This window comes from Lancefieldella parvula (genome assembly GCF_963530955.1).
Taxonomy (GTDB): Bacteria; Actinomycetota; Coriobacteriia; order Coriobacteriales; family Atopobiaceae; genus Lancefieldella; species Lancefieldella parvula_A.
On sequence record NZ_CAUSFQ010000009.1, the window covers coordinates 1 to 26,974 of the forward strand.

Annotated in this window: 25 protein-coding genes, 1 other RNA gene and 1 pseudogene; 26 read left to right on the top strand and 1 reads right to left on the bottom strand. The window is 48.7% G+C overall.

Annotated elements, in window-relative coordinates; translation table 11 throughout:
* The 5 genes and pseudogenes from RWJ43_RS01525 to RWJ43_RS01540 form a co-directional block, all read left to right on the top strand.
* Positions 1-891: BTAD domain-containing putative transcriptional regulator (locus RWJ43_RS01525; RefSeq protein WP_314006963.1), on the top strand; the 891-nt coding region annotated here is incomplete at its 5' end.
* Between the two features lie 139 nt (positions 892-1,030).
* Positions 1,031-3,574 (top strand): annotated as a pseudogene (gene secA / locus RWJ43_RS01530) (preprotein translocase subunit SecA); the annotation flags it as partial.
* Between the two features lie 27 nt (positions 3,575-3,601).
* Positions 3,602-3,781: an SEC-C metal-binding domain-containing protein gene (locus tag RWJ43_RS06700; RefSeq protein ID WP_396427219.1), complete on the top strand. Its 180-nt coding sequence runs from the start codon at positions 3,602-3,604 to the stop codon at positions 3,779-3,781.
* Positions 3,782-3,783: 2 nt separating this feature from the next.
* Positions 3,784-4,893 (top strand): peptide chain release factor 2, encoded by a 1,110-nt coding sequence (prfB, locus tag RWJ43_RS01535; RefSeq protein WP_314006968.1) that lies wholly within the window; start codon positions 3,784-3,786, stop codon positions 4,891-4,893.
* Position 4,894: 1 nt separating this feature from the next.
* Positions 4,895-5,776 carry a YitT family protein gene (locus RWJ43_RS01540; RefSeq protein WP_314006971.1) on the top strand — a complete coding sequence of 294 codons (882 nt, stop codon included), beginning with the start codon at positions 4,895-4,897 and terminating at the stop codon, positions 5,774-5,776.
* Positions 5,777-5,946: 170 nt separating this feature from the next.
* On the opposite strand, the gene RWJ43_RS01545 is transcribed toward RWJ43_RS01540, so the two are convergent.
* A complete protein-coding gene (locus tag RWJ43_RS01545) occupies positions 5,947-6,729 on the bottom strand; it encodes a DeoR/GlpR family DNA-binding transcription regulator (RefSeq protein ID WP_314006974.1) in 783 nt (260 codons plus the stop codon).
* 380 nt (positions 6,730-7,109) lie between these two features.
* Here RWJ43_RS01545 and RWJ43_RS01550 point away from each other — a divergent pair, with 380 nt between their 5' ends.
* The 21 genes from RWJ43_RS01550 to RWJ43_RS01650 form a co-directional block, all read left to right on the top strand.
* Positions 7,110-7,565: a PTS sugar transporter subunit IIA gene (locus RWJ43_RS01550; protein ID WP_314006977.1), complete on the top strand. Its 456-nt coding sequence runs from the start codon at positions 7,110-7,112 to the stop codon at positions 7,563-7,565.
* Entirely contained in the window at positions 7,565-7,864 is a 300-nt protein-coding gene (locus RWJ43_RS01555) for a PTS sugar transporter subunit IIB (protein WP_314006980.1), read from the top strand. Before RWJ43_RS01550 ends, RWJ43_RS01555 begins: the two co-directional genes overlap by 1 nt.
* Before the next feature lie 163 nt (positions 7,865-8,027).
* Complete coding sequence (locus RWJ43_RS01560; RefSeq protein WP_314006983.1) at positions 8,028-9,335, top strand: PTS ascorbate transporter subunit IIC; 1,308 nt, start codon at positions 8,028-8,030, stop codon at positions 9,333-9,335.
* Between the two features lie 99 nt (positions 9,336-9,434).
* On the top strand, positions 9,435-10,034 hold the full coding sequence (locus RWJ43_RS01565; RefSeq protein ID WP_314006986.1) for a hypothetical protein: 600 nt from the start codon (positions 9,435-9,437) through the stop codon (positions 10,032-10,034).
* Between the two features lie 56 nt (positions 10,035-10,090).
* Positions 10,091-10,699: an SIS domain-containing protein gene (locus RWJ43_RS01570; protein ID WP_035427247.1), complete on the top strand. Its 609-nt coding sequence runs from the start codon at positions 10,091-10,093 to the stop codon at positions 10,697-10,699.
* A 38-nt stretch (positions 10,700-10,737) separates the two neighbouring features.
* The gene (locus RWJ43_RS01575) at positions 10,738-11,634 is read left to right on the top strand and encodes a dihydrodipicolinate synthase family protein (RefSeq protein ID WP_314006989.1); all 897 of its coding nucleotides are present in this window, start codon (positions 10,738-10,740) and stop codon (positions 11,632-11,634) included.
* A gap of 71 nt (positions 11,635-11,705) precedes the next feature.
* Positions 11,706-12,356, top strand: coding sequence for a ketohydroxyglutarate aldolase (locus tag RWJ43_RS01580; RefSeq protein WP_156095534.1), 651 nt, complete (start codon positions 11,706-11,708; stop codon positions 12,354-12,356).
* A 191-nt stretch (positions 12,357-12,547) separates the two neighbouring features.
* Complete coding sequence (gene ftsE / locus RWJ43_RS01585) at positions 12,548-13,576, top strand: cell division ATP-binding protein FtsE (protein ID WP_314006992.1); 1,029 nt, start codon at positions 12,548-12,550, stop codon at positions 13,574-13,576.
* Positions 13,554-14,489, top strand: a complete 936-nt coding sequence (gene ftsX, locus RWJ43_RS01590; protein ID WP_035428404.1) for a permease-like cell division protein FtsX — start codon at positions 13,554-13,556, stop codon at positions 14,487-14,489. Before ftsE ends, ftsX begins: the two co-directional genes overlap by 23 nt.
* A 197-nt stretch (positions 14,490-14,686) precedes the next feature.
* Positions 14,687-15,535 (top strand): LysR family transcriptional regulator, encoded by an 849-nt coding sequence (locus RWJ43_RS01595; RefSeq protein WP_035428405.1) that lies wholly within the window; start codon positions 14,687-14,689, stop codon positions 15,533-15,535.
* A 224-nt stretch (positions 15,536-15,759) separates the two neighbouring features.
* Positions 15,760-17,202: an APC family permease gene (locus tag RWJ43_RS01600; RefSeq protein ID WP_314006997.1), complete on the top strand. Its 1,443-nt coding sequence runs from the start codon at positions 15,760-15,762 to the stop codon at positions 17,200-17,202.
* A gap of 136 nt (positions 17,203-17,338) precedes the next feature.
* The gene (locus RWJ43_RS01605) at positions 17,339-18,586 is read left to right on the top strand and encodes an amidohydrolase family protein (RefSeq protein ID WP_314006999.1); all 1,248 of its coding nucleotides are present in this window, start codon (positions 17,339-17,341) and stop codon (positions 18,584-18,586) included.
* A 238-nt stretch (positions 18,587-18,824) separates the two neighbouring features.
* Positions 18,825-20,837: a ribonuclease R gene (rnr, locus tag RWJ43_RS01610; RefSeq protein WP_314007002.1), complete on the top strand. Its 2,013-nt coding sequence runs from the start codon at positions 18,825-18,827 to the stop codon at positions 20,835-20,837.
* A gap of 81 nt (positions 20,838-20,918) precedes the next feature.
* Positions 20,919-21,854, top strand: a complete 936-nt coding sequence (locus RWJ43_RS01615) for a tetratricopeptide repeat protein (protein WP_314007005.1) — start codon at positions 20,919-20,921, stop codon at positions 21,852-21,854.
* A gap of 2 nt (positions 21,855-21,856) precedes the next feature.
* Positions 21,857-22,339 (top strand): SsrA-binding protein SmpB, encoded by a 483-nt coding sequence (gene smpB / locus RWJ43_RS01620; protein WP_035428410.1) that lies wholly within the window; start codon positions 21,857-21,859, stop codon positions 22,337-22,339.
* A gap of 257 nt (positions 22,340-22,596) precedes the next feature.
* Entirely contained in the window at positions 22,597-22,734 is a 138-nt protein-coding gene (locus RWJ43_RS01625) for a rubredoxin-like domain-containing protein (protein ID WP_314007009.1), read from the top strand.
* 190 nt (positions 22,735-22,924) lie between these two features.
* Positions 22,925-23,599, top strand: coding sequence for a YoaK family protein (locus RWJ43_RS01630; RefSeq protein ID WP_314007012.1), 675 nt, complete (start codon positions 22,925-22,927; stop codon positions 23,597-23,599).
* Positions 23,600-23,779: 180 nt separating this feature from the next.
* Positions 23,780-24,147: a transfer-messenger RNA gene (gene ssrA / locus RWJ43_RS01635) on the top strand.
* A 342-nt stretch (positions 24,148-24,489) separates the two neighbouring features.
* A complete protein-coding gene (locus tag RWJ43_RS01640; protein WP_314007015.1) occupies positions 24,490-25,356 on the top strand; it encodes an MBL fold metallo-hydrolase in 867 nt (288 codons plus the stop codon).
* A gap of 169 nt (positions 25,357-25,525) precedes the next feature.
* A complete protein-coding gene (locus tag RWJ43_RS01645) occupies positions 25,526-26,092 on the top strand; it encodes a helix-turn-helix transcriptional regulator (RefSeq protein ID WP_314007018.1) in 567 nt (188 codons plus the stop codon).
* A partial coding sequence (locus tag RWJ43_RS01650) for a flavodoxin family protein (RefSeq protein ID WP_314007021.1) occupies positions 26,073-26,974 on the top strand: 902 nt, incomplete at its 3' end. The genes RWJ43_RS01645 and RWJ43_RS01650, both read left to right, overlap by 20 nt.

Genomic DNA, 26,974 nt, shown 5'->3' on the forward strand with positions numbered 1-26,974 from the left:
CTACGTTCAAACGAGGGAAAACGAGACATAACAAAATGGAGAGTATCTCGGCAAGGAGCAGGAGATTCTTGGACTGAAGACTCCGCTCTGAAGAGCCTGCACGTAGAGAAGGTAAATAACGCTCACCCAGGAGTTTACCTTGCTCTTCTCGGCAGATTTAGTTTGTCGGTTCAAGGAGAGGAGATTGCTGGCAGAAAAATTGCCTATCGATCGGCAAAGGCGCTGCTTGTGTATCTTGCGCTTGCTCACAATCACATGAGCTTTAGGTCACAGATTGCACAGCAGATTTGGCCGGAGGCTGATCAGGCACATTGGCAAGAGCGTCTGTATCAAGCAACTCGAGTTATTCGCAAAGAAGTCCAGGAGATTCAGACAGATTGTGAGCCTTTGGAAGCATCTCGGATTGAAAAGACACTTAGTTTTAATCCCCAGCAGGTGACCGTAGATATTGATATTTTTACGCGATTAGCAAAGAGTGTGGCGTCATCGAACAGCGATGAAGACATAGTGCATCTGGCTAAGCAAGCGGAAGAGCTGTACCAAGGGGATTTGTATCTTCCTGAGGATGAATGCTTTAGGTTTGCAGATCCCATTCGAGTTGCCCTGAGAGATCAATACATAGATACCATGGTAACGGCTTCGGCGGCTGCTTTGAGAATTACCCACTATACGCTTGCGGTACATTTTGCAGAGCTCGCCTACCTTGTTGATGATATGCGAGAGGACACACTTATGGCGCTCATTCAGGCGCTGAGAAAATGTGGTCGGGCGCAGGATGCGCAGCATTACTACGATTTGTACGTGCAGAAATACGTTATGAAGCGTAGAAAAATGCCGTCTAAACAGCTCAGGATGATTGCAGGTGCAGAAAAGGGAAAAGAATCAATATAAACTAGTGGTGGAGAAATAACGAAATTGGGATTTTACGACGCCATGTAGTGTGATTCAAGCAGTTAGACGGGGTATGATATATAAGTTGAATACTGTGTCTATCAACCGAAGATAGATGCCCGACGTCAAGGAAAAAGCTATGCCTAATTTCCTCTCTAAGATTCTGTCCTTTGGCGCTGACAAGGACCTCAAAGCATATCAGCGTATTGTCGAGAAGATCAATGCGCTTGAACCAACAATGCAGGAAATGAGCGATGAAGAGCTTCAGGCTCAGACCGAGAAGTTCAAGGCTCGCTATGCTGAAGGAGAAAGTCTAGACGATCTTCTCCCAGAGGCTTTTGCAACGGTACGTGAGGCGTCAGTAAGAACTATTGGTCAGCGTCACTTTGATGTCCAGCTCATCGGTGGTATCGCGCTGCATAAGGGCACTATCGCAGAGATGAAGACCGGTGAAGGTAAGACGCTTGTCTCCACTCTTGCTGGTTACCTTAACGCACTGAGTGGCAAGGGTGTTCACATTGTTACGGTCAACGACTACCTGGCCAAACGAGACAGTGAGTGGATGGGCACCATCTACAAATTCTTGGGAATCAGTGTTGGCCTTCTGCAGAACGGCATGCGACTGAGCCTTAAAAAGCCTGCATATGAGGCAGATATTACGTACGGTACAAACTCAGAGTTTGGTTTTGACTACCTGCGCGACAACATGGTTACTCGCCCAGAGATGCGTGTTCAGCGTGGACATCACTACGCCATCGTCGACGAGGTTGACTCCATCCTTATCGATGAGGCTCGTACTCCTCTGATTATTTCTGGTGCTGGCACTAAATCTGCAGGTACCTACAAGGATTTTGCAAAGGCAGTTCGTGGATTAACTCCAGATGTCGACTTTGAGATGGATGAGGCAAAGCACACCATTGCAACAACAGAGATTGGTCTCGAGAAGGTCGAGCGTGCTCTCAACATTGACGATATCTACAACGATGAGACTGGCCAGCTAGTCAATCACCTTCAGCAGGCGCTGAAGGCTGAGTACATGTTCCATCGTGATCAGCAGTACGTTGTCATTGACGGCGAAGTTAAGATTGTTGATGAGTTCACTGGTCGTATTATGGAAGGCCGTCGTTATTCTGAGGGCCTTCACCAGGCAATTGAAGCAAAAGAGAACGTTCAGGTACGTGAAGAGAATCAGACTCTGGCAACCATTACTCTCCAGAAGTACTTCCTCATGTACGACAAGCTCTCCGGTATGACCGGTACTGCAATGACCGAGGACGCAGAGTTCCGTGAGGTTTATCACGTTCCTGTTCAGGTTATTCCACCTAATCGTCCGGTTAAGCGTGAAGACCTCGATGACAAGGTCTATCGTACTATTGATGCTAAGTTTGAGGCTGTCGTAAGAGACGTTGAAGAGCGCCATCAGAATGGTCAGCCAGTGCTGGTTGGTACCGTTTCCATTGATAACTCCGAGCGTATTTCTCGCATTCTGTCAAAGCGCGGCATTAAGCATAACGTCTTGAACGCTAAGTTCCATGAGCGTGAGGCACAGATTATTGCTCAAGCTGGTCGTGAGGGTGCAGTTACTATTGCAACCAACATGGCAGGCCGTGGTACCGATATTCTTCTGGGTGGTAACCCAGACGTTATGGCTGAAGATATCCTTCGTAACCAGGGAATTGAGCCAGCTGAGGCAACTCAGGAGCAGAAAAAAGCCGCACGCCAGGAAGCAAAGGAAATCTGCGCTACTGAGCGTGAGGCAGTTACTGCTGCAGGCGGTTTGTGCGTTATTGGTACCGAGCGTCATGAGAGCCGCCGTATTGACAATCAGCTTCGTGGTCGTTCTGGCCGTCAGGGAGACCCTGGTCAGACCCAGTTCTACCTTTCTCTTGAAGATGATTTGATGCGCCGCTTTGGTGGAGATCGCATGGATGGCGTTGCAGCAATGATGCAACGCTATGAGCTTCCTGATGATATGCCTATCAAGGCAAAGATTGTTACTAAGCTTGTTGAAGGTGCTCAGCGTAAGGTTGAGGAAGTCAACTTTGCAATGCGTAAGAACGTCCTTGATTACGACGATGTTATGAACAAGCAGCGTCAGGTCATTTACGCAGAGAGAAACAAGATTCTTGATGGCAAGGATCTTATGGAGCTCATCGAGACGGTCACTGCTTCTAATACTCAGCGCATTTGCGAGGAGTTCTGCTACGGAGACGCTGACGAGTGGGATCTTGAGGGTCTTGAGAAGTGGCTCACCGAGCTTACTGGTAAGACAGATCTTCCAGAGTTTACCGAGGACACTAAGTTTGAGCAGCTTGAAGAGGATGTCACCGCTTTTGTTCAGAAAACCTTTGACGAGAAGACCCAGAAGCTCGGAGAAGAAGTCATGCGTGAGCTTGCTGCTCAGGTAATGCTTCGCGTCATTGATACTCGTTGGATGGCATACCTCCAGGAGATGGATTACCTAAAGACCGGTATTGGTCTTCGTGGTTTTGGTCAGCGCGATCCTCTGGTTGAGTATAAGACCGAGGCATACGAGGCATTTACGCTGCTGGTAAACACCATGTATGAGGACTTCCTCCGTACTATTCTCCGCCTTGAGCTGGTTAATCGTCCACGTCAGAATACTGAGGCAGAGGCCTTCCAAAATGCCCACTATTCTGGTGGAGAAGAGACCGACGGCGATCAAAAGGCACTTAAGCAAGGCAAGAGCATGCTTAAGAATGCCGCAGCTATTGGAAAGAGTCCACAGGGAACCGGCGCCAGCCAGTCTTCTGTATCAACCTACCGTAAGTCTGACGATCCAAATCCTTACGTCAACGTTGGTCGCAATGACCCTTGCCCATGTGGAAGTGGCAAAAAGTTTAAGAACTGCCACGGCCGAAATAGGTAAGAATGGCTGATACAGAGGTTGTTTCGCTCCAAGCTTTAGCGGAGCGTCTCTCTGAGGTAGAAGGTTATCTTCACCTCACTGAGAAGCGTCAGCAAATTTCAGAACTTGAGGCAGAAAGTGCTCGTCCCAATTTTTGGGACGACGCTGAAGCTGCGCAAAAAATAATGACTCAACTAGCATCACTTCGCGATGATGTTGCTGGTATTGATAGAGCTAAAGAGAAACTCGGTGATGCTGAGGCCGCTTTTGAGCTTGGAACAGAGCTTGGAGACCAAGCATCACTCGACGAATCTCAAGCGCTTGCGGCATCTCTTGAAAAAGACTTGTCGGAGCTTGAGCTTTCAAGCTGGTTTACTGGTGAACTTGATCATGGTGATGCAATTGTTACTATTAAGCCTGGTCAGGGTGGTCTTGAGGCTCAAGACTGGTGCGAGATGCTTTTTCGCATGTATCTCAAATATTGCGATCGTCGTGGTTGGAAAGTTGATATCAACGACGCCCCTGTTGCGGAGGTTATTGGTCTTGACCGCGCAACCTTTACGGTAAGTGGCAAAAATGCTTATGGCATGCTTCGTGCAGAACAGGGCGTACATCGTCTGGTAAGAATTTCTCCTACTGACGATAAGAAACGCAGGCAGACGTCATTTGCTGGTGTAGAAGTTTTACCTGTTCTTCCTGAAGATATTGAAGTTGCTATTGACCCCAATGACCTGCGTATTGATGTCTATCATGCATCTGGTCCAGGAGGTCAGGGAGTTAACACTACAGACTCGGCAGTTCGTATTACACATATTCCAACAGGAACGGTAGTAACCTGCCAAAATGAACGCAGCCAGCTTCAGAACAAAGCTGCAGCAATGAATATCTTGCGCAGTCGTTTGTATGAGATTGAAAAGGAGAAACGCGAAGCTGAGCTGGATGAGCTTCGCGGTCCAAAGAGAGAAATCTCGTTTGGCAATCAAATTAGGAGTTATGTTCTTTATCCTTATCAGCTCATTAAGGACTTAAGAACAGGTGCAGAAACAGGAAACGTAGAGTCCGTTCTTTCAGACGGTGATCTTGATCAGTTCATCATTGCGTACCATCGCTGGGTTGTTGGCGGAAAGGATTAGTGTGCAAAAATCTACTTGGCAAAAGACCTTTAAAGATTCGTTCTTTATCGTCCTTGGCTGTGCAATTTTTGCAGTTGGCCTTGATGTATTTGAAGTTCCTAACGGACTCGCCGCTGGTGGTATTACTGGTTTTGCCACGGTAATTAGAGCTATTGCATTACCCTTTGGATTTGATTTGCCTGTTGGCATGCAAACAATCGCCATGAATATCATTTTGATGGCTTTTATTGCAAAAAGTGGAAATAGAAAATATTTGCTCAAGAGCGTCGTAGGCTTCTTGATTTCCAGCATTTTTGTCGATTTATTTGCACCGTTTTTACCAGCTCTTGTCGCCCATGATCTTATGCTTGCTGCTCTATGGGGCAGTATTATCTGCGGTTTTGGCCTTGGCCTTGTATTTAGGGCAGGTGGAAATACCGGCGGTACAGATATCATTGCTCAGGCGGTTTCCAAGCGCTTTGGTATTCCATCAGGTACCGCAATCATCATTGTTGATATTGTCATCATTATTGCAGCTATTCCGGTCTTCTCGCTAGAAAACGGTCTGTATTCTGCTCTGGCAATCTTTGTTACAGGAAAAATGATTGACTTTGTCATCGACGGACCAAGATCCGAGCGTTGCGTTTATATTATTTCTTCTGAGCACGATGCCATCGCTCACGAGATTCTCTATAACCTTAATCGTGGCTGTACGGAGCTTCAGGCGCGCGGACTGTGGAGTGGTGCGCACAAGCCTGTTCTGATGTGCGTTCTTGGTCGTACGGAGGTTGTTCAGCTGAAAGTTATCGTTTCTGAGATTGACTCCGATGCACTGGTATTTGTTTCAGAGGTCCACGAGGCAATCGGCGAAGGCTTTAAGTCATTTGAGGCTTTGGAAAGCTAATCGCTGCTAATCGCTGTTTGGCCAGTAAGCTGCTCGACAGATGGTCCTGTTGAACTTTGGCGGGTGCGTGTGGCTGGATGTAATTACACGTAAAAATTTACGATGTAAAATGGCGACCTGTAAAAGGCCGCCATTTTTGTGTTCGCTTAAGAAATAATAAAGCGCAAGTCTTACTTAGCAGGAAGAATAGAAGGAGTGACGCAGACAACATCCTTAAGTCCTGCGGCTTTGAGCTCTTTGATCTGCTCGTCAGTTGCACCTGTATCAGTAATGAGCAGGTCAATGTCTTCTGCAGAACCAAATTGGAAGTTGGAAGTAGTGCCCAGCTTAGAAGAATCTGCAACAACATAGTGCTTTCTAGAGCGCTTGAGCATCTGAGCGTTAATTGCTGGCTCAGGGGCTGTTGCAGAAGTAAGACCAAATTCTCCCGAGAAACCCGTGCAGCCCAAGAAGCATTTAGCAGCGGTAATGTGCTGGATGCACTCAAGAGCGGTATCACCAGTCATGGAAGCGCGTGGAGGACGGATGTCACCACCAGTAAGGATGATGGAAAGATCGTGGATGTCCTCAAGCAACAGAGCTTTGCCGTTGTTTGTAACAACGGTTACGTCGTGAGCATCAATCCACTCAAGCATCCCAAGAGCAACGGAGCTGGTGTTGATGAAGATGCAATCGCCATCTTCAACGTAGCGAGCGGCCTCGCGGGCAATTGCTTTGTTAGAGCGAATCTGCCTTGAGCCAGAAGGACGACCATAAGGATTAAGCAGGGTAGCAATGCCATACTGACGAGTCAGGATGCCGCGCTTCTCAAGAAAGTCTAGGTCACGTCTGATAGTCAAAGAAGAGACCTCAAAGTGATCAGCAAGCTCTAAAACACTTGCCTGTCCTTCTTTTTCTAGCAGCTCAGTAATTGCCTCGCGACGCGAATCTACGTAAGCCTTACTCCTCTTCATAAATGCCCTCCCTTTATGAGCAACATTTTTTCTTTGAATGTTCATTCATCAATAAAATAGAACATCAGAAGAAGGATATCAAGATATTTCGGAAAATAATAGTGTAAATATATATGAATGTTTTAGATTATAAAAAATTAAACATATAAACTTTACATGGGATAATAGAAGGCGCTTCGATTACGTTCATAAAAACATGAACATTTGTATAGCTACTTGGACAAAAGATGCGCTGAAAAAATATGAACAACTTTGATTACTGTTTTAGTAAAGTTGATTGAAGTTAAGAACGTTTCGTGGCATATTATCAAGTTATTAAGACTTGTCATGAGACGGCATTGAGCCAATGTGTCTCATAAAGAGAAAGGCAAGGTGGTGCTGTGTTAAGTGATCTCCTTACCGAAGACCTGGTGCAGCTCAATGTTGTAGCTTCTAACTGGGAAGATGCAATTAGAAAATCTGCACAACCACTCGTTGATAACAAAAAAGTAACTGAGGGCTATGTTGATGACATCATTAAAGGTGTCAACGAACTTGGCCCTTATATTGTTATTACCGAGCATGTTGCTCTTCCTCACGCACGTCCTGAGTCCGGCGCACTTGAGCCTGCAGTAGGCATTACCGTGCTTAAGGATTCCGTCGAGTTTGGCAGCAAAGACAACGATCCAGTTAAGTTTCTTTTCCCACTTGCAGCAAAAGATAGTGAAGGCCACCTTAGTGCCCTTCAGTCTCTTGTTGAATTGCTGAGCGATCCAGATTTCTTTGCTCAGCTTGAAAAAGCTCAGTCACCAAAAGATGTTGTGGACCTTGTCCACGCAAAGGAAGGTAGGTTGTAATGGCTGATAAGAAGTTCCACGCACTGGTTTGCTGCCGTGCAGGTATGGGTTCTTCCATGATGCTCAAGATCAAGATTGACCAGGTCATCAAAGAGAATGATCTTCCAATCGAGACTGAGCACGGTAATCTGGATTCCCTGATTGGTTTCAATGGCGATCTTGTCATCACCATGTCTGACCTCACCGATGAGCTCAACGCTGACGATCGCGTTCCTTCTGCAGTTGGTATTACCAACATTGTCGACAAGGAAGAGATGAAGGAGAAGCTCACCGCTTGGCTCGCAGAGCACAACGCATAAGCTCCCCTTTGTATCTTTTTGGCGGGAGTTTCTCGTCATACGCAACATGAGTTGCCTTCGGCGAGAAGCTCTCGCCAAACCTTTGACAAGAGGTACTTGTCACTTGATTTAGAGAACTTATCTGAGTAGGTTCGTCGGTTTATTTGCTGAAAGGGATTTAAGCATGCTCAATGCAATTCTCATGCAGCTCAGAGATACAGCCGTCATCATGGGCATTATTGCTCTTGTCGGCCTCTTGCTGCAGAAGAAGTCCGCTGTGGACGTCTTCTCCGGAACTGTGAAGACCATTATTGGCTTCATGATCTTCAACATTGGTTCTAGCGCTATGTCTGCTCAGGTCAACATCTTCAGCGACATGTTTAGTCGTGCATTCGCTGTTAAGGGTGTTGTAACCCAGGTTGAGGTCGCAACTGCTCTTGCACTGAATACCTATGGTACTGAGGTTGCTCTTGTAATGGTCCTTGGCTTCATCATGAACCTTGTGTTTGCCAAGATTACCCCATTCAAGTCCGTCTTCTTGACTGGTCAGCACTTCCTGTACTTCTCCTGCGTACTCGCACTGGTCTTCATTGCTCTTGGTCTCCCAATGTGGGTCACCATTGTTCTTGGTGGTGTCATCCTCGGCTTCTGCGGTGCTGCACTACCTTCGTTGTGTCAGCCATTCGTCAACAAGCTTGTTGGTGGAGATTCCATCGCAATCGGCCACTTCAACTGCATCGGTTATGCTTTCTCCGGTTACGTTGGAAAGCTCTTTGCTAAGAAGAATGAGGAGGAGGGCGAGAAGGAAGCTAAGGAGCTTCCAGAGTTCTTCAAGCTCTTCAAGGACTTTGTCTTCTCCGTTGCTCTCTTCATGATTGTTCTGTTCTACGTTGTTACTATCGCATGTCTTGTCACCGGTCACTTTGGTGACACCCTTGCAAACAACAAGCCATTCACCAGCTATTTTGGTAACGATGTGTGGTGGATTTGGCCATTCCTTGCTGGTCTTCAGTTTGCTGCTGGTATGTCCGTTCTTGTTTACGGCGTCCGTCAGTTCATCGCTGAGATCACTGCTGCATTTGTCGGCATCTCCGAGAAGCTCATTCCAGATGCACGTCCTGCAGTCGACTGCCCTGCAATCTTCCCATTTGCACCAAACGCTGTCATCATCGGCTTCATTGGCTCCTTCCTTGGCGGCCTTGTTGCAATGGCACTTATGGTTGCATTCCACAGCCCAACCATCATGATTCCTGCAGCAGGCATCTGCTTCTTCTCTGGTGGTACTTGCGGCGTTTGTGGTTACGCTTATGGTGGATGGCGTGGTGCTCTTCTTGGCTCCTTCCTGGTTGGTATCTTCCTGACCGCCGGTCCTCTGATTCTCTATCCTGCATTCGCACAGCTGGGAATTGCAGAGGCATCCTTCCCTAACGTTGACTACAACATCGTTGGTTCCATCATCTACGGCATCGGCTCCCTCTTTGGTCTTGCCTAAGCCTAGATTTCTGTAGTACCTACTCAGCTCTACGGTTTCTTAGGGCGCTCGTGGAAAGCCCGCGGGCGCCCTTTTAAAAGCTTCACAACAAGGAAAAACATGGCAGACGAGAAGAACAACAAAAGTGTTACTGAGTCAGTGCTTGGCGATATGTTTGGACTCAGCGTTGACAAACAGCCTGCTCCAGAGCTTCCCAAAGATCAGTTAGTTCTAGAAGTTCTTGAAGATAGAACTCGTTTGATGGTTCAGGGAATTCTGTACTTGCTCCTGGCGTTTGCTGCTCTTGCTCTGACATTTTTCTTTTGGGTTTACGCCAATGTAAGTGGCAATATTTTGGGTCTTGTCGGTGTTATTGCAGGACTCACCATTACGTGGTTTGCATCACGAGCCATGGGAAAACGCTTTAGTCGTTTTGCCAGCGGTATTCATGTTATTGATTTTGGACAGAAAAACGTATTTATCTTTGCAAAATCCGACAAGAGAAAAGCACTTGTCGTTCCTTATACCAAGATTAAAAGCTACAAACTCATCCGACAGGGCAAGGCGCTCCGCCTGCTTCTTGAAGGCGCTTGGGTAAGCCATCCTTCCGGATTTGAATTTGTAGACATTAACCGTCCTTTTATGGCCAACGCTCTCGATCAAATTCAAGAGCAGATCGAGCAGCTTATGGCTCAGCACAAGGTCAAAGAGACGCGTTAGCTCAGCATGTAGTAAGTGTCTTTGAGCGCTGCCTCATAGACAGATAAGGAGTTGTAATGGCAACTGAAAAAGAGCAGGTTCAGGAGTTTCTCTCCATTGTGGGAAAGTCACTTCATCAGTATGTAGAGAGCATTGATTTTGATGCGCTTTCTGCAGCTAAAAAGCTTATTTTGGATGCAGAGGCAAAGGGTGGCCGTCTGCACGTAACCGGTATTGGTAAGCCAGGTCACGTCTCTGGTTATGCTGCATCGCTTTTCTCGTCAACCGGAACTCCAACCTACGAGCTTCACGGTACCGAGTGCGTTCACGGATCTGCTGGTCAGACTCGTCCTGGTGACGTGGTCATTGCTATTTCCAACTCCGGCGAGACAGGCGAGCTCAAGGCTACCGTTACCTGCCTTAAGAACGTTGGCGTGCACATTATTGCGCTGACCGGAAATCCTAACTCTTGGCTGGCAAACGAGGCAGAAGTTGCCCTTATTGCAGGCGTTGAGCAGGAGGGCGATTCCATGAACAAGCCACCACGCGCCTCAATTCTGGCTGAGATTATGGAGCTCCAGTGCCTCTCTATCCTGCTTCAAAACGAGTACGGCCTTAACCCAGAGCAGTACGTTAAGTGGCATCCTGGTGGAGCTCTTGGCGCGTCCATTCGCGAGGGCAAATAACCACAGATAAACACCGCAATAGGTACAGAGGAGTTTATATGTCAACATTTAAGGGTGTTATTGTCCCTATGGTCACGCCGTTTAACCGCGACGAAGAGCAGTCTATTAATTATGATGCAGCTGAGCAGCTTCTAGAAAAGCTCATCTCCGAGGGCGCTGACGGTATCTTTACGTTTGGTTCTAACGGTGAGTTCCACGTTTGTAACCCTGACGAGAAGATCAAGTTCTCCAAGTTTATTATCGAGAAAACCGCAGGTCGTCTTCCTGTTTATGTAGGAACCGGCGCTTGCTCAACAAAAGAGGCTCTCTACATGAGCCGTGAGGCAGAGGCAATTGGTGCAGACGCACTTTCTGTCATCAACCCTTACTTCCTGGGCATTTCTGATCAGCAGCTGGTCGAGTACTTCAAGACAGTTGCTGCAAGCGTTAAGATTCCTGTCCTTCTATACAACATTCCTAAGGGTACCGGCAAAAACATCTCTAAAGAGGCAGTTGAGCAGCTGGTAACCATTGAGAATATCAAGGGTATTAAAGACAGTTCTGGCGACATTGATAACCTCAAGGATTATCTGGACGCTGCCGCTGGTCACGACGTAGACGTACTTGTTGGCTCTGACGGAAAGATTTCCGAGGCTCACGCCCTTGGTGCTCAAGGCACAATTGCTGGTACCGCAAACCTTATTACCAAGGTTGTCGTTGACCTTTGGAAGGCTCTTGAGGCAGGAGATGCAGAGGAAGCAGCTCGCCTGCAGGCAGAGATTGAGCCAATTCGCGACATCCTTCACCTTGGAAGCACCCCTCAGACGCTTAAGCGTTCTCTTGAGCTTGCTGGATACCCTGTTGGTCCTGCTCGTTTCCCCGTTACCGAGGTTGCAGAGGGTGTTGACGAGAAGATCTATGCAATGCTTGACCATTACGGAATTGCTCATAACTAAGAATCAAAAAAACGGGTTTCTCGCCAGCTCAATAGGGTAGAGCGAGATACATTTACAAGGAGATGTTGTATATGAAGATGCAGAAAGCTGCTGTTTCTCAGGCACTGGTAGATACCTGTGCGTTTGCAGTTGTTCGCGTCCCAACAGTTGAGCGTGGTATTGAAATTGCTGAGGGTCTTGCAGAAGGCGGCGTTCATGCAATGGAGATTAGCTACACCCTGCCAAACGCGGGCGAGGTTATTGCTGCAATTAGAGAGCGTCTTGGCGACAAGATGATTGTTGGTGCAGGTACTGTTATGGAGCCAACAACTGCTCGTCTTGCTATCATGGCTGGCGCTCAGTTCATTGTTGCTAACTGCGGCTCTGATGAGGTTGCTCGTATGTGTAACCTGTATCAGATTCCTTACGCACCTGGTTGTACCACAATGACTGAGGCAAACCACAGTCTTGAGATGGGCGCTGCCTTTATTAAGTGCTTCCCAATTTCCAACGTCTATGGTCCTGAGCTGGTTAACCTCTTTAAGACTCCAACTCCTTGGATGCCTCTGATGGCTTCTGGCGGCATTAATCTTGACAACCTTGCTGAGTGGCTTGAGCGTGGCGTTGATTGCTGCGGCATGGGAAGCCTGCTTACTAAGGGCTCAAAAGAGGAGATTGCCGCTAACGCAGCTAAGGTACGTGCCATCATTGATGAGACACGTGCAAAGATGCAGACTGCGTAACAGGTGCAGAACTAACTTGCAGACAGCGTATAACTAACGCTCAGCAGCGTTTTTCTCGCGATTTTTAGACCGTCTCTTCTGAAAAGAAGAGGCGGTTTTTCTGTGGATGAACTGCGTGACGTATAACATACCTGCACTTTTGGTAAAATAAATTCTGTATCTGTCTCTTCGGAGTAAGAAAAGGAGCAACTGTGGCTAATCATTTTCGCACTGATGAGCAACAGGAGTCCTCGTTTGATGACCGTTTTGGGGTAATTTCTCAGGATGATCTGAACCAGCTTGACCAGCAAGACGTTGGAGCTGATCAAGTTGAAACTCAGGACTTTTCTGCTGATGTGCCAGTGGCCCAGGCTGCTGAACCTGTAACAACTGTATCTGATCCATTTGCTTCTGGAGCAGAAGCTGTACACGTGGTAACTGCTGAGCAGCAAAACAACCCTGAGCAGGCACCTCTTGATCGTGCAAAGTTTTTTGCAGATCTAGCTCAAGATGCACCTAAGGTAGAGCGTACTGGTACTCCAACCATTTCTTTCAAGAACGCTTCGCTTGTGTATCCATCGCAGCCAAACCGTCCAGCACTTGATAACATCAGCACTGACATCTATCCAGGTGAGTTTGTCTTTGTTGTTGGACACTCTGGTTCTGGCAAGTCTTCTCTCTTGCGTCTTATTACACGCGAGCAGAAGGCAACCCACGGACAGGTTATTGTTGCTGGTCAGGATCTTACGCGTATGCGTAATTCCAAGGTTCCTTATCTGCGTCGCCAGATTGGCACCGTCTTCCAGGACTTTAAGCTGCTTCCAGACAAGACCGTCTATGAGAACGTTTCCTTCGCACTTGAGTGCATTGGCAAGCCTCGTCCTGTTATTGATATTCAGGTTCCAGAGGTTCTGCGTCTGGTAGGCCTTGGTCAAAAGATGAGCGCTTACCCAGACCAGCTATCCGGTGGTGAGCAGCAGCGTGTTTCTGTTGCTCGCGCAATGGTTAACCGCCCACCACTGCTTATCTGCGACGAGCCTACGGGTAACTTGGACCCAGCAATTTCTCTGGGCATCATGAAGCTTCTTGACCGCATTAACCGTGCGGGCACTACGGTTGTAATGGCAACACACGATCGCGAGATGGTTGACTCTATGCGCAAGCGCGTTATTGCGCTTGAGGCTGGTCACATTGTCCGCGACCAGGAGAAGGGAGGCTATGGCTACTATGGGGCTCTCTAATTTTGGATATTCTCTGCGTGAGGCCGGAAGCCACTTTAGAAGGAACTGGTCTACCGCTCTTGGCGCTATCGTAACCATCTTCTTGTCCCTGTTTATCATCGGTCTGTTTGTTCTTGGCTCTGCTCTTATCGAGAACATGGTAGGAAGTGTCGAGAACCGCGTTACTATCCAGGCGTTTCTTTCGGATGACGCAGATCAGGCTGCAGTAACTGCTTTCCAGCAAGAAGTTCAAGGCTGGGATACGGTTGAGTCTGTAACCTATAAGAGCAAAGAGCAGGCTCTTGAGGAGTACCGCACAACCATGAGTTATCGCAATGCTTCTGATGCTGTTTCTGCTCTTGATGGCCAGAATCCAATTCCTGCATCTCTTGTGATCAAACTCAAGGATCCTAAGGATGTTCAAGACGTTGCCCAGCGTATTGCCTCTTCATCATCTTTTGCAGCCATTGCAGACAATAAGAGCAATCCGTCTGGTGATGTTCAGTATGGTCGCGAGACCGTTGAGCGTTTGTTTAGCGTAACAGCATACATTCGTATTGGCGCTATTGGCCTTGTTGGACTTCTGGTGTTTGTTGCCTTTGTCTTTATTAACAACACCATTCGCCTTGCTATTAATGCTCGCCGTCGTGAGATTGCAATCATGCGTTTGGTTGGTGCATCTAACGGCTTTATTCGCGGACCATTCCTTATGGAAGGCGTGCTTGAGGCTCTTATCGGCGCTCTTCTCGCCATTGTCGTTTTGGTTGTTGGAGCCCACATGCTTCTCCCGGTTATGGCAGAAAGCATGACCTTCTTGACCTTTGCTATTCCAACAACGGTCATGCTGGGTATGAGTGGCCTTCTGTTGCTCTTAGGTTTGCTTCTGGGACTCTTTGGCTCTGCTATTGCTATGGGCCGCTATCTGAAGGCATAGCAACTAAGCAACCTGGTACTTCAATTGTCAAAGTGAAGTATCAATTAAGAAAGTTTTTTGCATAAAGATTGCAAGGTAAGACCTCGTGAATACCGTTCACGGGGTCTTTTTGCGTTAAACGGTATTTACCAATTTGCAGGTAGAATGATATTTTTAAGGGTGAATTGTTAGGCCACGTACTTGAATAGGGGCCAAGTATGGAGACCAACCTGCACAAATTCCAGGCTTTTACTTCCGCGGCATATCACAGTAGCTTTACGGTGGCGGCAGAAGAGCTGGGATGCACTCAGTCGTCTATTAGTCGCATGGTGGCAAGTCTAGAAAAAGAGTGGGATGTCCGCTTGTTTAACAGGCATGGTGGCTATGTAAGTCTGACTCCTGAGGGAAAGACGCTTTTGCCTGTTGCAGAAGAGGTGTGCCAGGCATACAGCAAGTTGAGCAATCAAGTTAATCGCGTCAGTGCCATTGAGATGGGCAACCTTGTTATTGCTGCGCCTTCGAGTTTTCTTTCACGAGCACTGCCTGGCCATCTGAAGAAGTACATGACTGACCATCCAAACATCAAAGTTGAAGTTATCGAATGCACCTACGGCGAAGCCCTGCGTCTTATTAGCAAGGGTAAAGTGGATATTAGTTTTACTATGACCCGCGCAACTGAGCAGGGATTTACTTCAACTTTATTTGATCATGATGAGGTTATTGTTGTATCTCAAAAGGGACATTACGAGAAGGACCTTGAGACAATTCCTGTTAAGCGTCTTATTGAAGAGCCCTTTATCGTTGATATTGAGACGGCTCCTCTGCTTCAGAAGCAACTCAAAAACGCACGCATGACGTTTGCGTCATCGGATTCATTCACCATTATGTCCATGGTAGAGTCAGGTCTTGGTGTAAGTTTGTTGCCACTTGAGGCAACAAAAGGTACAAATTTTGATATTGATGTACATCATCTGGAGACTCCCGTACATCGTAATGTCTTTATTACACATCGTGTAAAAGGCGAGATGTCGCGTACTACAGAAGAGTTTTTAAAGTATTTGAGTTAAAGATTGATGCATAGTTGTGTACGTTAACTATTTGAAAATTGCATAACTGTTATTAGATTTTGGTAAAGATGTAAAAAGATTTAACTACCGCTCGCGGTTGTAGCCTTTACGCTTACGGGTTTATCTGACGCCCAGAGGGCGCTACTTCTTTTTTCAAATGGCTTCGGGTGCAAACATAGTCTCATCAAGTTCTTCGTCCGAGTAATTACGGGAAGGAGTGGGACATGGCAGAAAATGCCGAGGCACCTGAGATGCAAAAGTCGTTGAGTCTATTCAACTTCTTTACCATCGGATTTGGTGCGATCATTGGTACCGGATGGGTGCTCCTGGTAGGCGACTGGATGGTTCTTGGTGGAGGACCATTCCCCGCGATGATCGCATTCGCAATTGGCGCAATTTTCCTTGTACCAATTGGATGTGTTTTTGGCGAGCTTACTGCTGCTATTCCAATTTCTGGTGGCATCATTGAGTACGTCGACAGGACATTCGGCCGCCCAATGGGCTTCTTTACCGGCTGGATGCTCCTTCTGGGTAACGCTCCACTGTGCCCTTGGGAGGCAATTGCTATTTCCACGCTTCTCACCGACCGCTTTGGTGCATTCCCTATTCTTTCTTGGCTTAGGTCCGTTAAGCTCTACACCATTCTTGGTGCAGATGTTTACCTGTGGCCAACAGTCATCGCTCTCTGCTTTGCTGCCCTAGTCATCTTCCTTAACTTCAAGGGTGCTGGCGCAGCAGCTAAGCTTTCGAGCTTCCTTACCAAGGCTCTGCTGACCGGTATGATTCTTGCAATGGTTATCTCCTTTGCAACTGGTTCTCCAAGCAACGGCCTCCCCCTCTTCTCCCAGGCAACTGAGGTTGCTGGCGGCGAGGGCACAAAGGCTACCAGCTTCTTTGGTGGCGTCATTGCGGTTCTTGTTATGACTCCATTCTTCTACGCTGGTTTCGATACCATTCCACAGCAGGCAGAAGAGGCTTCTGCTGACCTTGACTGGAAGAAGTTTGGTATCATCCCTGCACTTGCACTTATGGCATCTGGTATCTTCTATCTCATCTGCATCTATGCATTCGGAACCATGATTGACTGGCACGAGTTTGTTAAGTCTTCCGTTCCTGCACTTGCAGTTCTCGAGCGCATCAACCTGTTCTTCTACATTGCAATGCTCATCATTGCAACACTTGGACCTCTGGGCCCAATGAACTCCTTCTTTGGTGCTTCTACTCGTCTGATGCTTGCTCTTGGTCGTAAGAAGATGCTCCCAGAGTCCTTCGCAAAGATCGACCCTAAGTCCGGCGCACCTCTGACCGCAAACATGTTCATGGCTGGCCTGACCCTTGTTGGTCCATTCCTTGGCCGCAACATGCTTGTTCCTCTGACCAACGTTGCTTCTCTCGGCTTCATCTTTGCATGCACCATGGCTGGCGTTGCCTGCCTGCGTCTGCGTCAGACCGAGCCAGACCTGCCTCGTCCTTACAAGGTCAACGGTGGTATCGCAGGTATCCTTGCTGCAATTCTTGCTGGTAGTATCATCATCGGCCTGATGGTTGTTCCTTTCAGCCCTGCAGCTTTGAAGCCAGTTGAGTGGATCATCACCATTTCTTGGATTGTCATTGGTATGGCCATCTTCATGATCTTTGGTCGTCAGTCTGAGAAGGCAGCAGCATAAGTTGCTTGCAAGCTCTAAAGGTTTCATCGGTACGTTGAACTAAGCACGTTATTTGTTTCTTTAGTTTGGATTTTTTGCGCCCAAAAAGGGTGGGCGCAAAAAGATAGTATTTATCATTTACTAGAGGGGGAAAGAAATGAGTAAGATTGCTTTTGTAGGCGGAAAGCTCGTTGACGGCACTGGCGCCGCTCCTGTTGAGGATTCTCTTGTCCTCGTAGACGACAAGAAGATCGCTTATGCTGGTCCTCGCACTGAGGTTCCAGAGGGCTATGAGGTCCGTGACATCCAGGGCCGCACCATTATGCCAGGTCTTATCGACACTCACCTGCACTTCTCCGGCAACCTAACCGACAACGATAACGACTGGGTTATCGAGTCCGTTGCTCAGAAGCAGGCATGCGCAGTCAAGCAGTCCTGGGACGCTCTCTCCCACGGTCTTACCACCGTCTGCGAGATTGGCCGCAATGGTATCGCAATTCGTGACCTCGTTAACATGGGCGTCATGGAGGGACCACGTATCTACGCTACTGGCCTTGGCTTCTGCCGCGTTGCTGGTCACGGTGACTGCCACCAGCTCCCACAGGAGATTTCCAAGAATGGTCACCCTTGGGGCGACCAGGTAGACGGTCCTTGGGATCTTCGTAAGGCAGTTCGTCGTCGTCTTCGTGAGAACCCAGACGCAATCAAGATTTGGGCAACCGGTGGCGGCATTTGGCACTGGGACTCCGGTCGCGATCAGCACTACTGCTACGAGGAGATCAAGGCAGTTTGCGACGAGGCAGCAATGGTTGGCATTCCTGTTTGGTCACACTCCTATAACAGCTTCTCCGCAGCTTATGACTCCGTCCGTTGCGGCTGCGAGCAGATGATTCACGGCTTCGAGCTTGATGCAAAGACCATGGATCTTATGTGCGAGCAGGGCACCTTCTTTACTCCTACCATCGGCTTCCTGCCAACTTGGTACGGAACTTATCCACCAGAGTGGACTCCAGAGCTTGACGCATTCCCAGGCGATACCGTCGTTGAGAAGGGCCTCAACCGTACATACGAGAACCTCCGTGCTGCTAACGAGCGCGGCGTCACTCTCACCATCGGCTCCGACTCCTTCAGCTTCGTAACTCCTTACGGCTGGGTCACCATCGACGAGATGTATGACTTCGTTGAGAAGGCTGGCGTCACCATTCTTGAGACCATCAAGGCTGCTACCCTTAACGGCGCTAAGATGGTTCACCACGAGGATGAGTTTGGCTCCCTCGAGGCTGGCAAGCTTGCTGACCTCCTGGTTGTCAAGGGCGACGTTGCTGCTAACATCCGCGACCTTACCCCAGATAACATGGAAGTTATCATGAAGGAAGGCAGCGAGGTTATTCGCGGCACCTTCTAAGAGGTAAACCAATCCCTTCTGGAGCCCCTATGCAGTCTCTGCATAGGGGCTCTTTTTGTGTGTGCAGGGATGGCGAGAAACCCAGCGAGGGCCGCGACACCCGTCGAAATACTCAGCGGAGTCCTTGGAACTTCTCGCCTTATCTGGACATCGTCTATCACAAGGCACTTTAGGGTACATATCAGAAGATTCATTGGGTCAGCGCAAAAGGCGCTGGCTTCTACCTACAGGAGGATTTTTGGCTAGAAAACGCATACATAAAGGAAACCGTCGTCAGGGACGTGCAAAAGTCTCAAAGCGACCATCGGCGCTGCTTACAGGCACGCTGAGCCTTTCTCGCCCAGGAGTTGCTACCGTAAGCACCCCTGAGGGAACGTATGCGCTGGCCAAGCACGGTATTCACGAGGCAATGCACGGAGATGAGGTCCAGGTTTCGCTTGTCTCGGCCAAGGGGAAGACTCCTCTGGCAAACGTGCGTTTTGTGCTTACGCGAGCTACTCAGACGTTTTTGGGCATCTACCACGACGCCGGTCCACTTGGCGCTGTGGTGCCGCTGGATAGCCGCATCCAGCGCGATTTCTTTGTGCTTCCCGAAGATCCTTCTGTTGGACGTCATTACGTTTTTGAGGGCGACGTAGTTGTCGCGCGCATCACGGAGTATCCAACGCGCAAAAGCGCTGCTGTAGTCACTATTGAACGTCGCGTGGGATCAGCCGAAGATCTGGACATGAACGTCGAGGCAACCATTGCTTCATATGGTCTGGCAACAGAATTTCCTATCAAGGCGCAAAGACAAGCCGAGAAGATCTCCGTTGACGCAGATAAAGCGCTTGTGGAAGACGTTTCAAGACACGATTTGCGAGAAAATTTGTGTATCACCGTAGACCCCGCGGATGCTAAAGACTTTGATGATGCTGTTGGTGCGCGCAAGCTTGAAGACGGCGGCTTTGAGCTGTGGGTTCATATTGCAGACGTGGCTCACTATGTGAAATGGGATTCTCCCATTGATCTGGAAGCTCGCATGCGCACCTGCTCGGCATATTTAGTTGACCGCGTGTTGCCTATGCTTCCAGAGAAACTCTGCAACGACGTGTGCTCTCTGCGACCAGCTGAAGACAGGCTGGCCATGTCGGTTAAGATGACTTTGAGCAGCTCAGGCAAGATTCTTGGCGCAACGGCCATGAATTCCGTTATTCGTTCACGAGCAAGACTTAGCTACGACCAGGTAGATAGCTATCTGCAAGGAGATACTGCGGCACTTGACTCGGCCGTTTCTGCAGAAGACGCTGGCGCAATCAAAGAAATGATTGGCGTGCTCAATCAAATCCGCGCGCTTAGAGAAGAAATTCGCGAGAAACGCGGCTCAGTAGATTTTGAGAGCGTGGAAACGCGCGTAGTGCTTGACGAGAATAACAAGCCAGTTGGAGTCTCGGTGCGAGAGCGTACTCAGGCAACGGGGCTTATTGAGGAAGCAATGCTTGCGGCTAATGAGAGTGTTGCGCACATGCTCAGCCAGCACGACCTTGAGTCAGCATATCGAGTGCATGAGCAGCCTTCGCCAGAGTCACTTAAGCTTGCGGTTACTCCGCTTGTGGCGATGGGAGCACTTGAGCCAGACGTTGCGTCTCGTATTGCTATTGGCGATCAGACTGCATTGCAAGAAGCGTTGGAGTCAGTGCATGGTACACGTTATGCTCGCGTGGTAAATGCGCAGCTGCTCAGGGCCCAAAAACGAGCAATCTATCTGCCAACTAATCAGGGTCACTTTGCCTTGGGAGCAGATGCGTACTGTCACTTTACCTCGCCAATTAGGCGCTATCCTGACGTGATAGTTCACCGCACGCTTAAGCGTTTACTTCGTGGTCAGACGGCATCTCGCGCAGAGCTGAGCGCGCTCCCAGATATCTGTAGCACCTGCTCTGAACAGGAGCGCAAGGCAGATGCGGCAGCTCGCGCTACGCAAAAGATTAAGCTGGCCGAGTACTATCAGAGCCGTCTGGGAGAAGAAACGTGGGGAACCATTGACGGCTGCGAGCGCTTTGGCCTGTTCATTACGCTGGATGGTACCTACGCCGATGGTCTTCTCGCCGTGAGGGACTTGGGCCACGAATGGTATGTGTATGACCAGGAGACGCTGGCACTGATAGGGGAATCAACAGGCAAAACGTATCGAATTGGCGGACGTGTACGCGTGAAGATTTCTGGCGTAAATGTGGCTCGTGGCCAGATTGATTTGGCACTTGTGGAATAATAAGCAGGTAGATTACGTGCAGGTTTATAATGTGCCCGCACAGATGATTGCATGATTGATATTGAATGATAGGTGAGTAAGATGGCACTTTCGGCACTTTCAGATGAGCTGATGCGCGCTGAAGGCATGATGATGCAGGACCAGAACGAGGAGGCGCTTGAGCTGCTGCTTCGTTTGGCTGAAGACGCTGAGGAGTATGTGGACCGCAACTGCCAAACCACAGATGAGGTGCAGTATTTTGCGTTCCCTACGCTGTTTGACCGTTTGGCGTACAGACGCGTGGAGAACGATCCTCGCAAGCTTGAGGATGTTGCTGAGCCGTTTGATCGCCTGTACGGAGACCTTGCAATGGCTTACGTGCGCACCGGCGATTACGAAAACGCCATGACTGCGTTGAAGACTGCGATTCGTTGGAATCCAATGAACTGCGGATTTAGGCTTGATCTGGCCGATCTGTTTAAGATTGCGGGCGATATTCGTGAGCATATGGCTCTGACGTTTGGTGTGTTTGAGCGCGCAAGTGAGGCAAGGCATCTGACCAGGGCGTTTTTGAACTTTGCGGCATGGTTTGAGGCTCAAGGTAGGCTCGAGCAGGCCGCGGCATGCTTGAGGGCCGCCCGTCGCTTTGAGGTTAAAGACAGCACTCTTGAGGCTGCGCTTGATCAGGCTGCGGGCACTCCTAAAGACCCTGACGGCCTTACCGACGAAGAAGCAAATGATCTACTAGAGGCAGAGGGTCTGCCAACAGGCGCAAACGCCGAGATTGCGGTTTGCCTGCTGATGTGCGCGCAGGATTGTGCCGCCATGGGCGACAGAGCTACCGCAACTGAGATGACCATTCGCGCTCGCGATCTTGTGGGCGAGCAGGCAGCTCTTACGCTTCTGCAGCTTGTCCGCGACGCCGCAATCTCCGAGGGCTTTACCGCAGGTGGCAATCACGTATCTGCTGACGCGACAGGCAATGTATCTGGCGAGAAAACCGATGCAGCAGAAACTTCAGACGGGGAAGGCAAGTAAGCATGGCCGAGACCCAGGGAAAACAGCAGGGTAAGAAGTCGATTGCACGCAATCGCTCCGCTCGCCATGAGTACGAGATTGGCGAGACCTTTGAGTGTGGCCTGGTGCTTACTGGCACCGAGGTCAAAAGCCTGCGTGAGCGTGGCTGCCAGCTAACTGATACATTCTGCCTCATTCGTGACGGCGAGGCGTGGATTCACGGCATGCACCTGCACCCATACACAAATGGCGGCGTGTGGAACGTTGACCCAGATAGAAAGCGCAAGCTGCTGCTTCACCGCAGGCAGATTGACTATCTTGATGGAAAGCTTCGCCAGAAAGGCTTGGCACTGGTTCCGCTTGAGATCTACTTTGACGAGCATAACCGCGTTAAGCTGCTGATTGCGCTTTCGCAGGGCAAAAAACTCTACGACAAACGCGCGTCTGCAGCCAAGCGTGATTCTGACCGCGAGATTCAGCGAGCTCTCAAGGAGCGCAGCCGCTAGTAGTGCGTCGCTGCCGTACGCGAGCGTACCGCCGGAAGCGGCTGGCGCTCGGAGCACGCCGAACTTCTCGCCAAAAAATTTCGTGCGAATTTTATGAGAATCATTCCTATTTTCGGAATAATGCTTTAGAATCACTCAAGATTTGTTACTATCTGCATGAGCACTTAACCGCGGATAAGGGCCACGGTTAGTTGCCGTCCGCGTTAAATGCGCGAATAGAAGGAAAAGCGCGTAAGCGCTTGGAGAGAGGAATAAAAATGACAGAGAAGACTTACAAGTTTGTTTGCACCGTTTGTGGCTACGAGGTTGAGGTTGACACTCCAGAGCTTCCTGAGGACTATGTTTGCCCAGTTTGCGGCGTTGGTCCTGAGATGTTCGAGCTCGTCGAGGAGTAAACTCCCCACAAATTAGTCGGATAGGTTATCTGTGCAAGATTGCACGTTGGTAACCTCTTTGATGATCACCCAAACAAAAACGTAAAAGCGATGTAGGATTTAACCTGCATCGCTTTTCGTATGCGACTGCGTAATATGTGCCGTTGATGTACGCAATGTGGTTGGAGTCGTCTTGAAGCACGCACTACAAATGTCAGATTCGGTGGAAGTAGCTGCATTTTTGGCCTTCTCGGGCGGAGTTATGGACGCCTATTCCTACCTGGTACGTGGCGGTGTTTTTGCCAATGCTCAGACGGGAAACTTACTGCTTTTTGGCATTAATTTGACAAGCGGTTCGTTTGAAAAGTGCCTCAAATACGCCCTTCCAATTTTGGCATTTGCCATAGGTATTGCGCTTTCATATGCCATACGAGCCATTGCGCGAGAAGAACATCTGCACTGGAGACAGCTGGCCGTTATCGTAGAGATTGCGCTTCTAGGTGTAGTTTCTTTACTTCCAACCGATATGAACCTGCTGGCAAACAGCTTGACGTCACTTGCGTGTGGCATTCAAGTCCAGGCGTTTAGAAAGCTTCACGGGCATGCGTTTGCCACCACCATGTGCATTGGTAATCTTCGTGGCGGAACGCAAGAAATTGCAGCATATATGCACACTCACGATTCATCTCACATTGAGACATCGCTGCTCTATTTTGGAACTATTTTCTGCTTTGTAGCTGGTGCGGTAGTGGGCAACTTGCTCATTCCGCTGCTGGGAACCCATATGATTTGGCTGTCACCTGCGGCGCTTCTCGTGGTTATTCTTATCATGTTTATTGATCGCGAGAAACAAGTTCTAGAAGCTCACGGTAAGTCTGCAAAGTAAGCCGTTAAGTAAGTCGCAAAGTAAGCCACAAAGTAAGCCGTTCCCAAAATAGTCATATCTTTTTTGAAAGAATGGCAGTTCGTGGGGTATACTCTCTACACTTTGAATTGTGTGCAGTGTCACTTGCGTACGCAATTCAGGAACATTGAAAACTGCATGGTGGCAGTTTCTCTCATTATTGGGGGTGACTGGATTCGACAAGGTGAGTTTGCGGTGGGCAGCAAGCCGTGGTCTCCTCGCCACGTAAAACAGGGGTAACGTCAAATTGAATTGACAACACTCTTACTTTTGAGCCTCGTATGGCTCTCGCTGCTTAATTTAGTTCAGCGCGTCTAACTGGGATTTTCTCCTGTTCTCAGGGTGACGTCATTTTAGGGAGATGCTTGTAAGGACGTAGTTGGTATGCCTTACAAAAAGATTGAACCAACTGGAGCACCAAACGCATGTTACTAAGTGTGCGGTGCTTGAGATTTAATTAGTAACTGAGCTTGGAGACACCTGCCTAGGATTTGCTTTGGACCGGAGTTCGATTCTCCGCACCTCCACCATACATTCGTTACTCATGAATGGCGAGAAACCCTGCGATTCATGAGTACTTTTTTTAAATGCAACATTGTGTTGCATATCTGCAAAAGAGCCGCACTCCGATGTATTTGGAGTGCGGCTTTTGCTGTTTAGGATTTATTTTTACGTTGGCGTTTGTTTTTTACTCGTTTAGCGGAAAGTCATAGGCTACGGGCAGTTGAGGGGTAATATTTAGTTAGCAAAATCTAACAAACATCAAAAGGCAAGTTCAGACACCATTTTCTGCACGTATAGTCCATCGCGTTGGTGGATTGCTTTTCAAATCAAATGACGGCGTGAATGGAAAATAGAATCGAGGCGAAGCAATGTCAAAGAGCGCTTCAAGGTTTCAAAAAGTGTTGATGTCATGGGTGTATCGTGGCAAAGAAATATTTAAGCCTCTTAACACTGGCGCCATTGATGAGCACGTGAGGTGCATACGTGAGTATGTGGCCAATATTTTCTTCTACACTAAAGGCAGTACTACCATCATGATTGACGCAGGGTACAGCTACGATCGCCTGCAAGAAAAGATGGACTGGCTGGGAATTGACCCTAAGGATATTCAGCATATTCTAATCACTCACCTAGATACCGATCATATTGGCGCAATTGAGTCGGACAGTGACCAGCTTTTCAGTCACGCACAGGTTTATATTGGCGATGTTGAAAATAGGTATTTAACAGGAGAAGTTCGTCGCCGTGTAATGAATGGCTGGTTTAAGCTGCCAAAGGTGATTATTCCAAATAAAAAGATACTTCTGCACGACGGGGAAGTGTTTGAAATTGATGGCATAAAAATCGAAACAATTCTTGTCCCTGGTCATACCTGGGGTCACGTGGTGTATCTGATTGATGACGAGTATTTATTTTCTGCCGATACCATCTGGCTGGGAGCAGACGGTGGTTATAGCTTTATCAATAAGCTTGCAGAAGACAACAAACTGGCTGTTGAATCGCTTGCAAGGCTAGAGGGCATTCTGCGTGAGCGCGGACCTAATCCCAAAATTATCACCGGGCATACAGGCTGGGCGGATGACATCAACTTTGTCTTTGCTCATACCGATGAGGTGTGCAACGTCAACAAACCAGTCAAAGTTCATGACCCTAAGGCACCATATGATGCTTACGATGAGCGCGATGATACTCAAGAAAGCGCGGTGAACACGCCGCTTCTTCCCTGTAATAGGTAACGACGGAGCAATAAAGAGCACGTAATAATCGCACGTTAGGACTCTGTCAGAAATGGCAGTGTCTTTTTTCAGACAGAAAGTAGTAAAAATTTTTAGAATTTCTCGTTGACATATTCCACAAGTGGAACTACTATCGTTATAAGATATTCAACAAGTGGAATATAAGGAGATGAGAGATTTGCTCAAGCAGGGAATTCTTGGTCTCTTGAATTATGGAGATATGTCCGGCTACGAGATTAAAACCATCTTTCAACAGTCGCTTAATTACTTCTGGACCGCCCAGACTAGCCAGATTTATAGAGAGCTGCAGTCGCTAGAAAAGGATGGCTGGGTTACCTCAACGCTCGTTGCTCAAAAAGGGAAGCCAGATAAAAAGGTTTTCTCGATAACTGAAGCCGGCAAAGAAGAGTTGCAGAGGTGGCTGAGGGAAGACTCTCAGTCCTCGGTGCTGCGCATTCCGCTTTTGATGCAGACGTTCTTTAGGGGCGAGTGTTCCTACGAGGAAAACCTTGCGTTCTTCAAACGAATCGCAGATAACGCCTCCTCGTTTCCTGGTGGAAGTGAGCTGGCAGCTGGCGCGGTGGCCGCTTACGCAGCTCAAATGGGTGATCCGGAGAAGGCATTGTTCTGGCAATTTACTATCGAGTACGGCAAGATGCACGAGGAAATGCTTAGGGCATGGAGCGAGAAGTGCATGAAGGAGCTGGAGGCGCACCATGAACATTCTGCTCATTAATGGCAGCCCCAAGGGCAAAGCTAGCAACTCTCTGCGTCTTGCTAAGAGTTTTATCGAGGGCGTCTCCGAGCAGCACGCCAATGAAGATGTGACTGTTGAGCAGCTCAACGTTGCCACCATGGACATCAAGCCTTGCAAGGGATGCTTCCACTGCTGGAAGAACACGCCTGGTCAGTGCATTATGTCCGACGACGAAGAAACGGTCATTCAAAAGCAGCTTTGGGCCGATCTGGTTATTTGGAGTTTTCCGCTCTACTACTTCAACGTGCCTGGACTGCTGAAGAACCTGATTGATCGCCAGCTCCCCATGAGTCTACCCTTCATGAGCGACGCAAAGAGGGGATGCGGGAGCGGCGCCCACGAGTCTCGCTACGACATGTCCGGCAAGAAGCACGTCCTAATTTCTACCTGCGGATTCTATTCTTCAGAGGGTAATTACGACAGCGTTACCAAGATGTTTGACCACATTCTTGGCCAAGGCAACTACGAGAGCATTTTCTGCGGTCAGGGTGAGCTCTTCCGCGTAAAGGAGCTTTCTGCACGCACCGACCAGTACCTTGCGCTTGTCAAAAAGGCTGGTACTGAGTATGCGCAGGGCGGAATCTCCGAGCGCACAAAAGCCGAGCTCAAAGTTTTGCTGTATCCAAAAGAGATGTTTGAGCAGATGGCGGATGCAAGCTGGGGAATTTCTCGCGATACAGCTGCTCAGAGCAACACAAACGCTGGCGAGAAACCCGTTGAGCAGCTGCCGTTTGATTATATTTTCACCACTCAAATGGCAGCCCTGTACGACAAGACGGCTTACGACGGAAAAGATCGCGTGCTTGAGATGAACTACACCGATCTTGGGCGTAGCTATCAGATTCTGCTGGGCAAAGACGG

Coding starts and splice junctions, on each gene's coding strand:
- RWJ43_RS01560 (WP_314006983.1), top strand. CDS start 8,028: ATGCTCAATGCAATTCTCATGCAGCTCAGAGATACAGCCGTCATCATG.
- RWJ43_RS01640 (WP_314007015.1), top strand. CDS start 24,490: ATGTCAAAGAGCGCTTCAAGGTTTCAAAAAGTGTTGATGTCATGGGTG.
- RWJ43_RS01580 (WP_156095534.1), top strand. CDS start 11,706: ATGAAGATGCAGAAAGCTGCTGTTTCTCAGGCACTGGTAGATACCTGT.
- RWJ43_RS01565 (WP_314006986.1), top strand. CDS start 9,435: ATGGCAGACGAGAAGAACAACAAAAGTGTTACTGAGTCAGTGCTTGGC.
- RWJ43_RS01645 (WP_314007018.1), top strand. CDS start 25,526: ATGAGAGATTTGCTCAAGCAGGGAATTCTTGGTCTCTTGAATTATGGA.
- smpB (WP_035428410.1), top strand. CDS start 21,857: ATGGCCGAGACCCAGGGAAAACAGCAGGGTAAGAAGTCGATTGCACGC.
- prfB (WP_314006968.1), top strand. CDS start 3,784: ATGGCTGATACAGAGGTTGTTTCGCTCCAAGCTTTAGCGGAGCGTCTC.
- ftsX (WP_035428404.1), top strand. CDS start 13,554: ATGGCTACTATGGGGCTCTCTAATTTTGGATATTCTCTGCGTGAGGCC.
- RWJ43_RS01600 (WP_314006997.1), top strand. CDS start 15,760: ATGGCAGAAAATGCCGAGGCACCTGAGATGCAAAAGTCGTTGAGTCTA.
- RWJ43_RS01575 (WP_314006989.1), top strand. CDS start 10,738: ATGTCAACATTTAAGGGTGTTATTGTCCCTATGGTCACGCCGTTTAAC.
- RWJ43_RS01625 (WP_314007009.1), top strand. CDS start 22,597: ATGACAGAGAAGACTTACAAGTTTGTTTGCACCGTTTGTGGCTACGAG.
- RWJ43_RS01570 (WP_035427247.1), top strand. CDS start 10,091: ATGGCAACTGAAAAAGAGCAGGTTCAGGAGTTTCTCTCCATTGTGGGA.
- RWJ43_RS06700 (WP_396427219.1), top strand. CDS start 3,602: ATGCTTAAGAATGCCGCAGCTATTGGAAAGAGTCCACAGGGAACCGGC.
- RWJ43_RS01595 (WP_035428405.1), top strand. CDS start 14,687: ATGGAGACCAACCTGCACAAATTCCAGGCTTTTACTTCCGCGGCATAT.
- RWJ43_RS01630 (WP_314007012.1), top strand. CDS start 22,925: ATGTCAGATTCGGTGGAAGTAGCTGCATTTTTGGCCTTCTCGGGCGGA.
- RWJ43_RS01605 (WP_314006999.1), top strand. CDS start 17,339: ATGAGTAAGATTGCTTTTGTAGGCGGAAAGCTCGTTGACGGCACTGGC.
- RWJ43_RS01555 (WP_314006980.1), top strand. CDS start 7,565: ATGGCTGATAAGAAGTTCCACGCACTGGTTTGCTGCCGTGCAGGTATG.
- RWJ43_RS01615 (WP_314007005.1), top strand. CDS start 20,919: ATGGCACTTTCGGCACTTTCAGATGAGCTGATGCGCGCTGAAGGCATG.
- RWJ43_RS01545 (WP_314006974.1), bottom strand. CDS start 6,729: ATGAAGAGGAGTAAGGCTTACGTAGATTCGCGTCGCGAGGCAATTACT.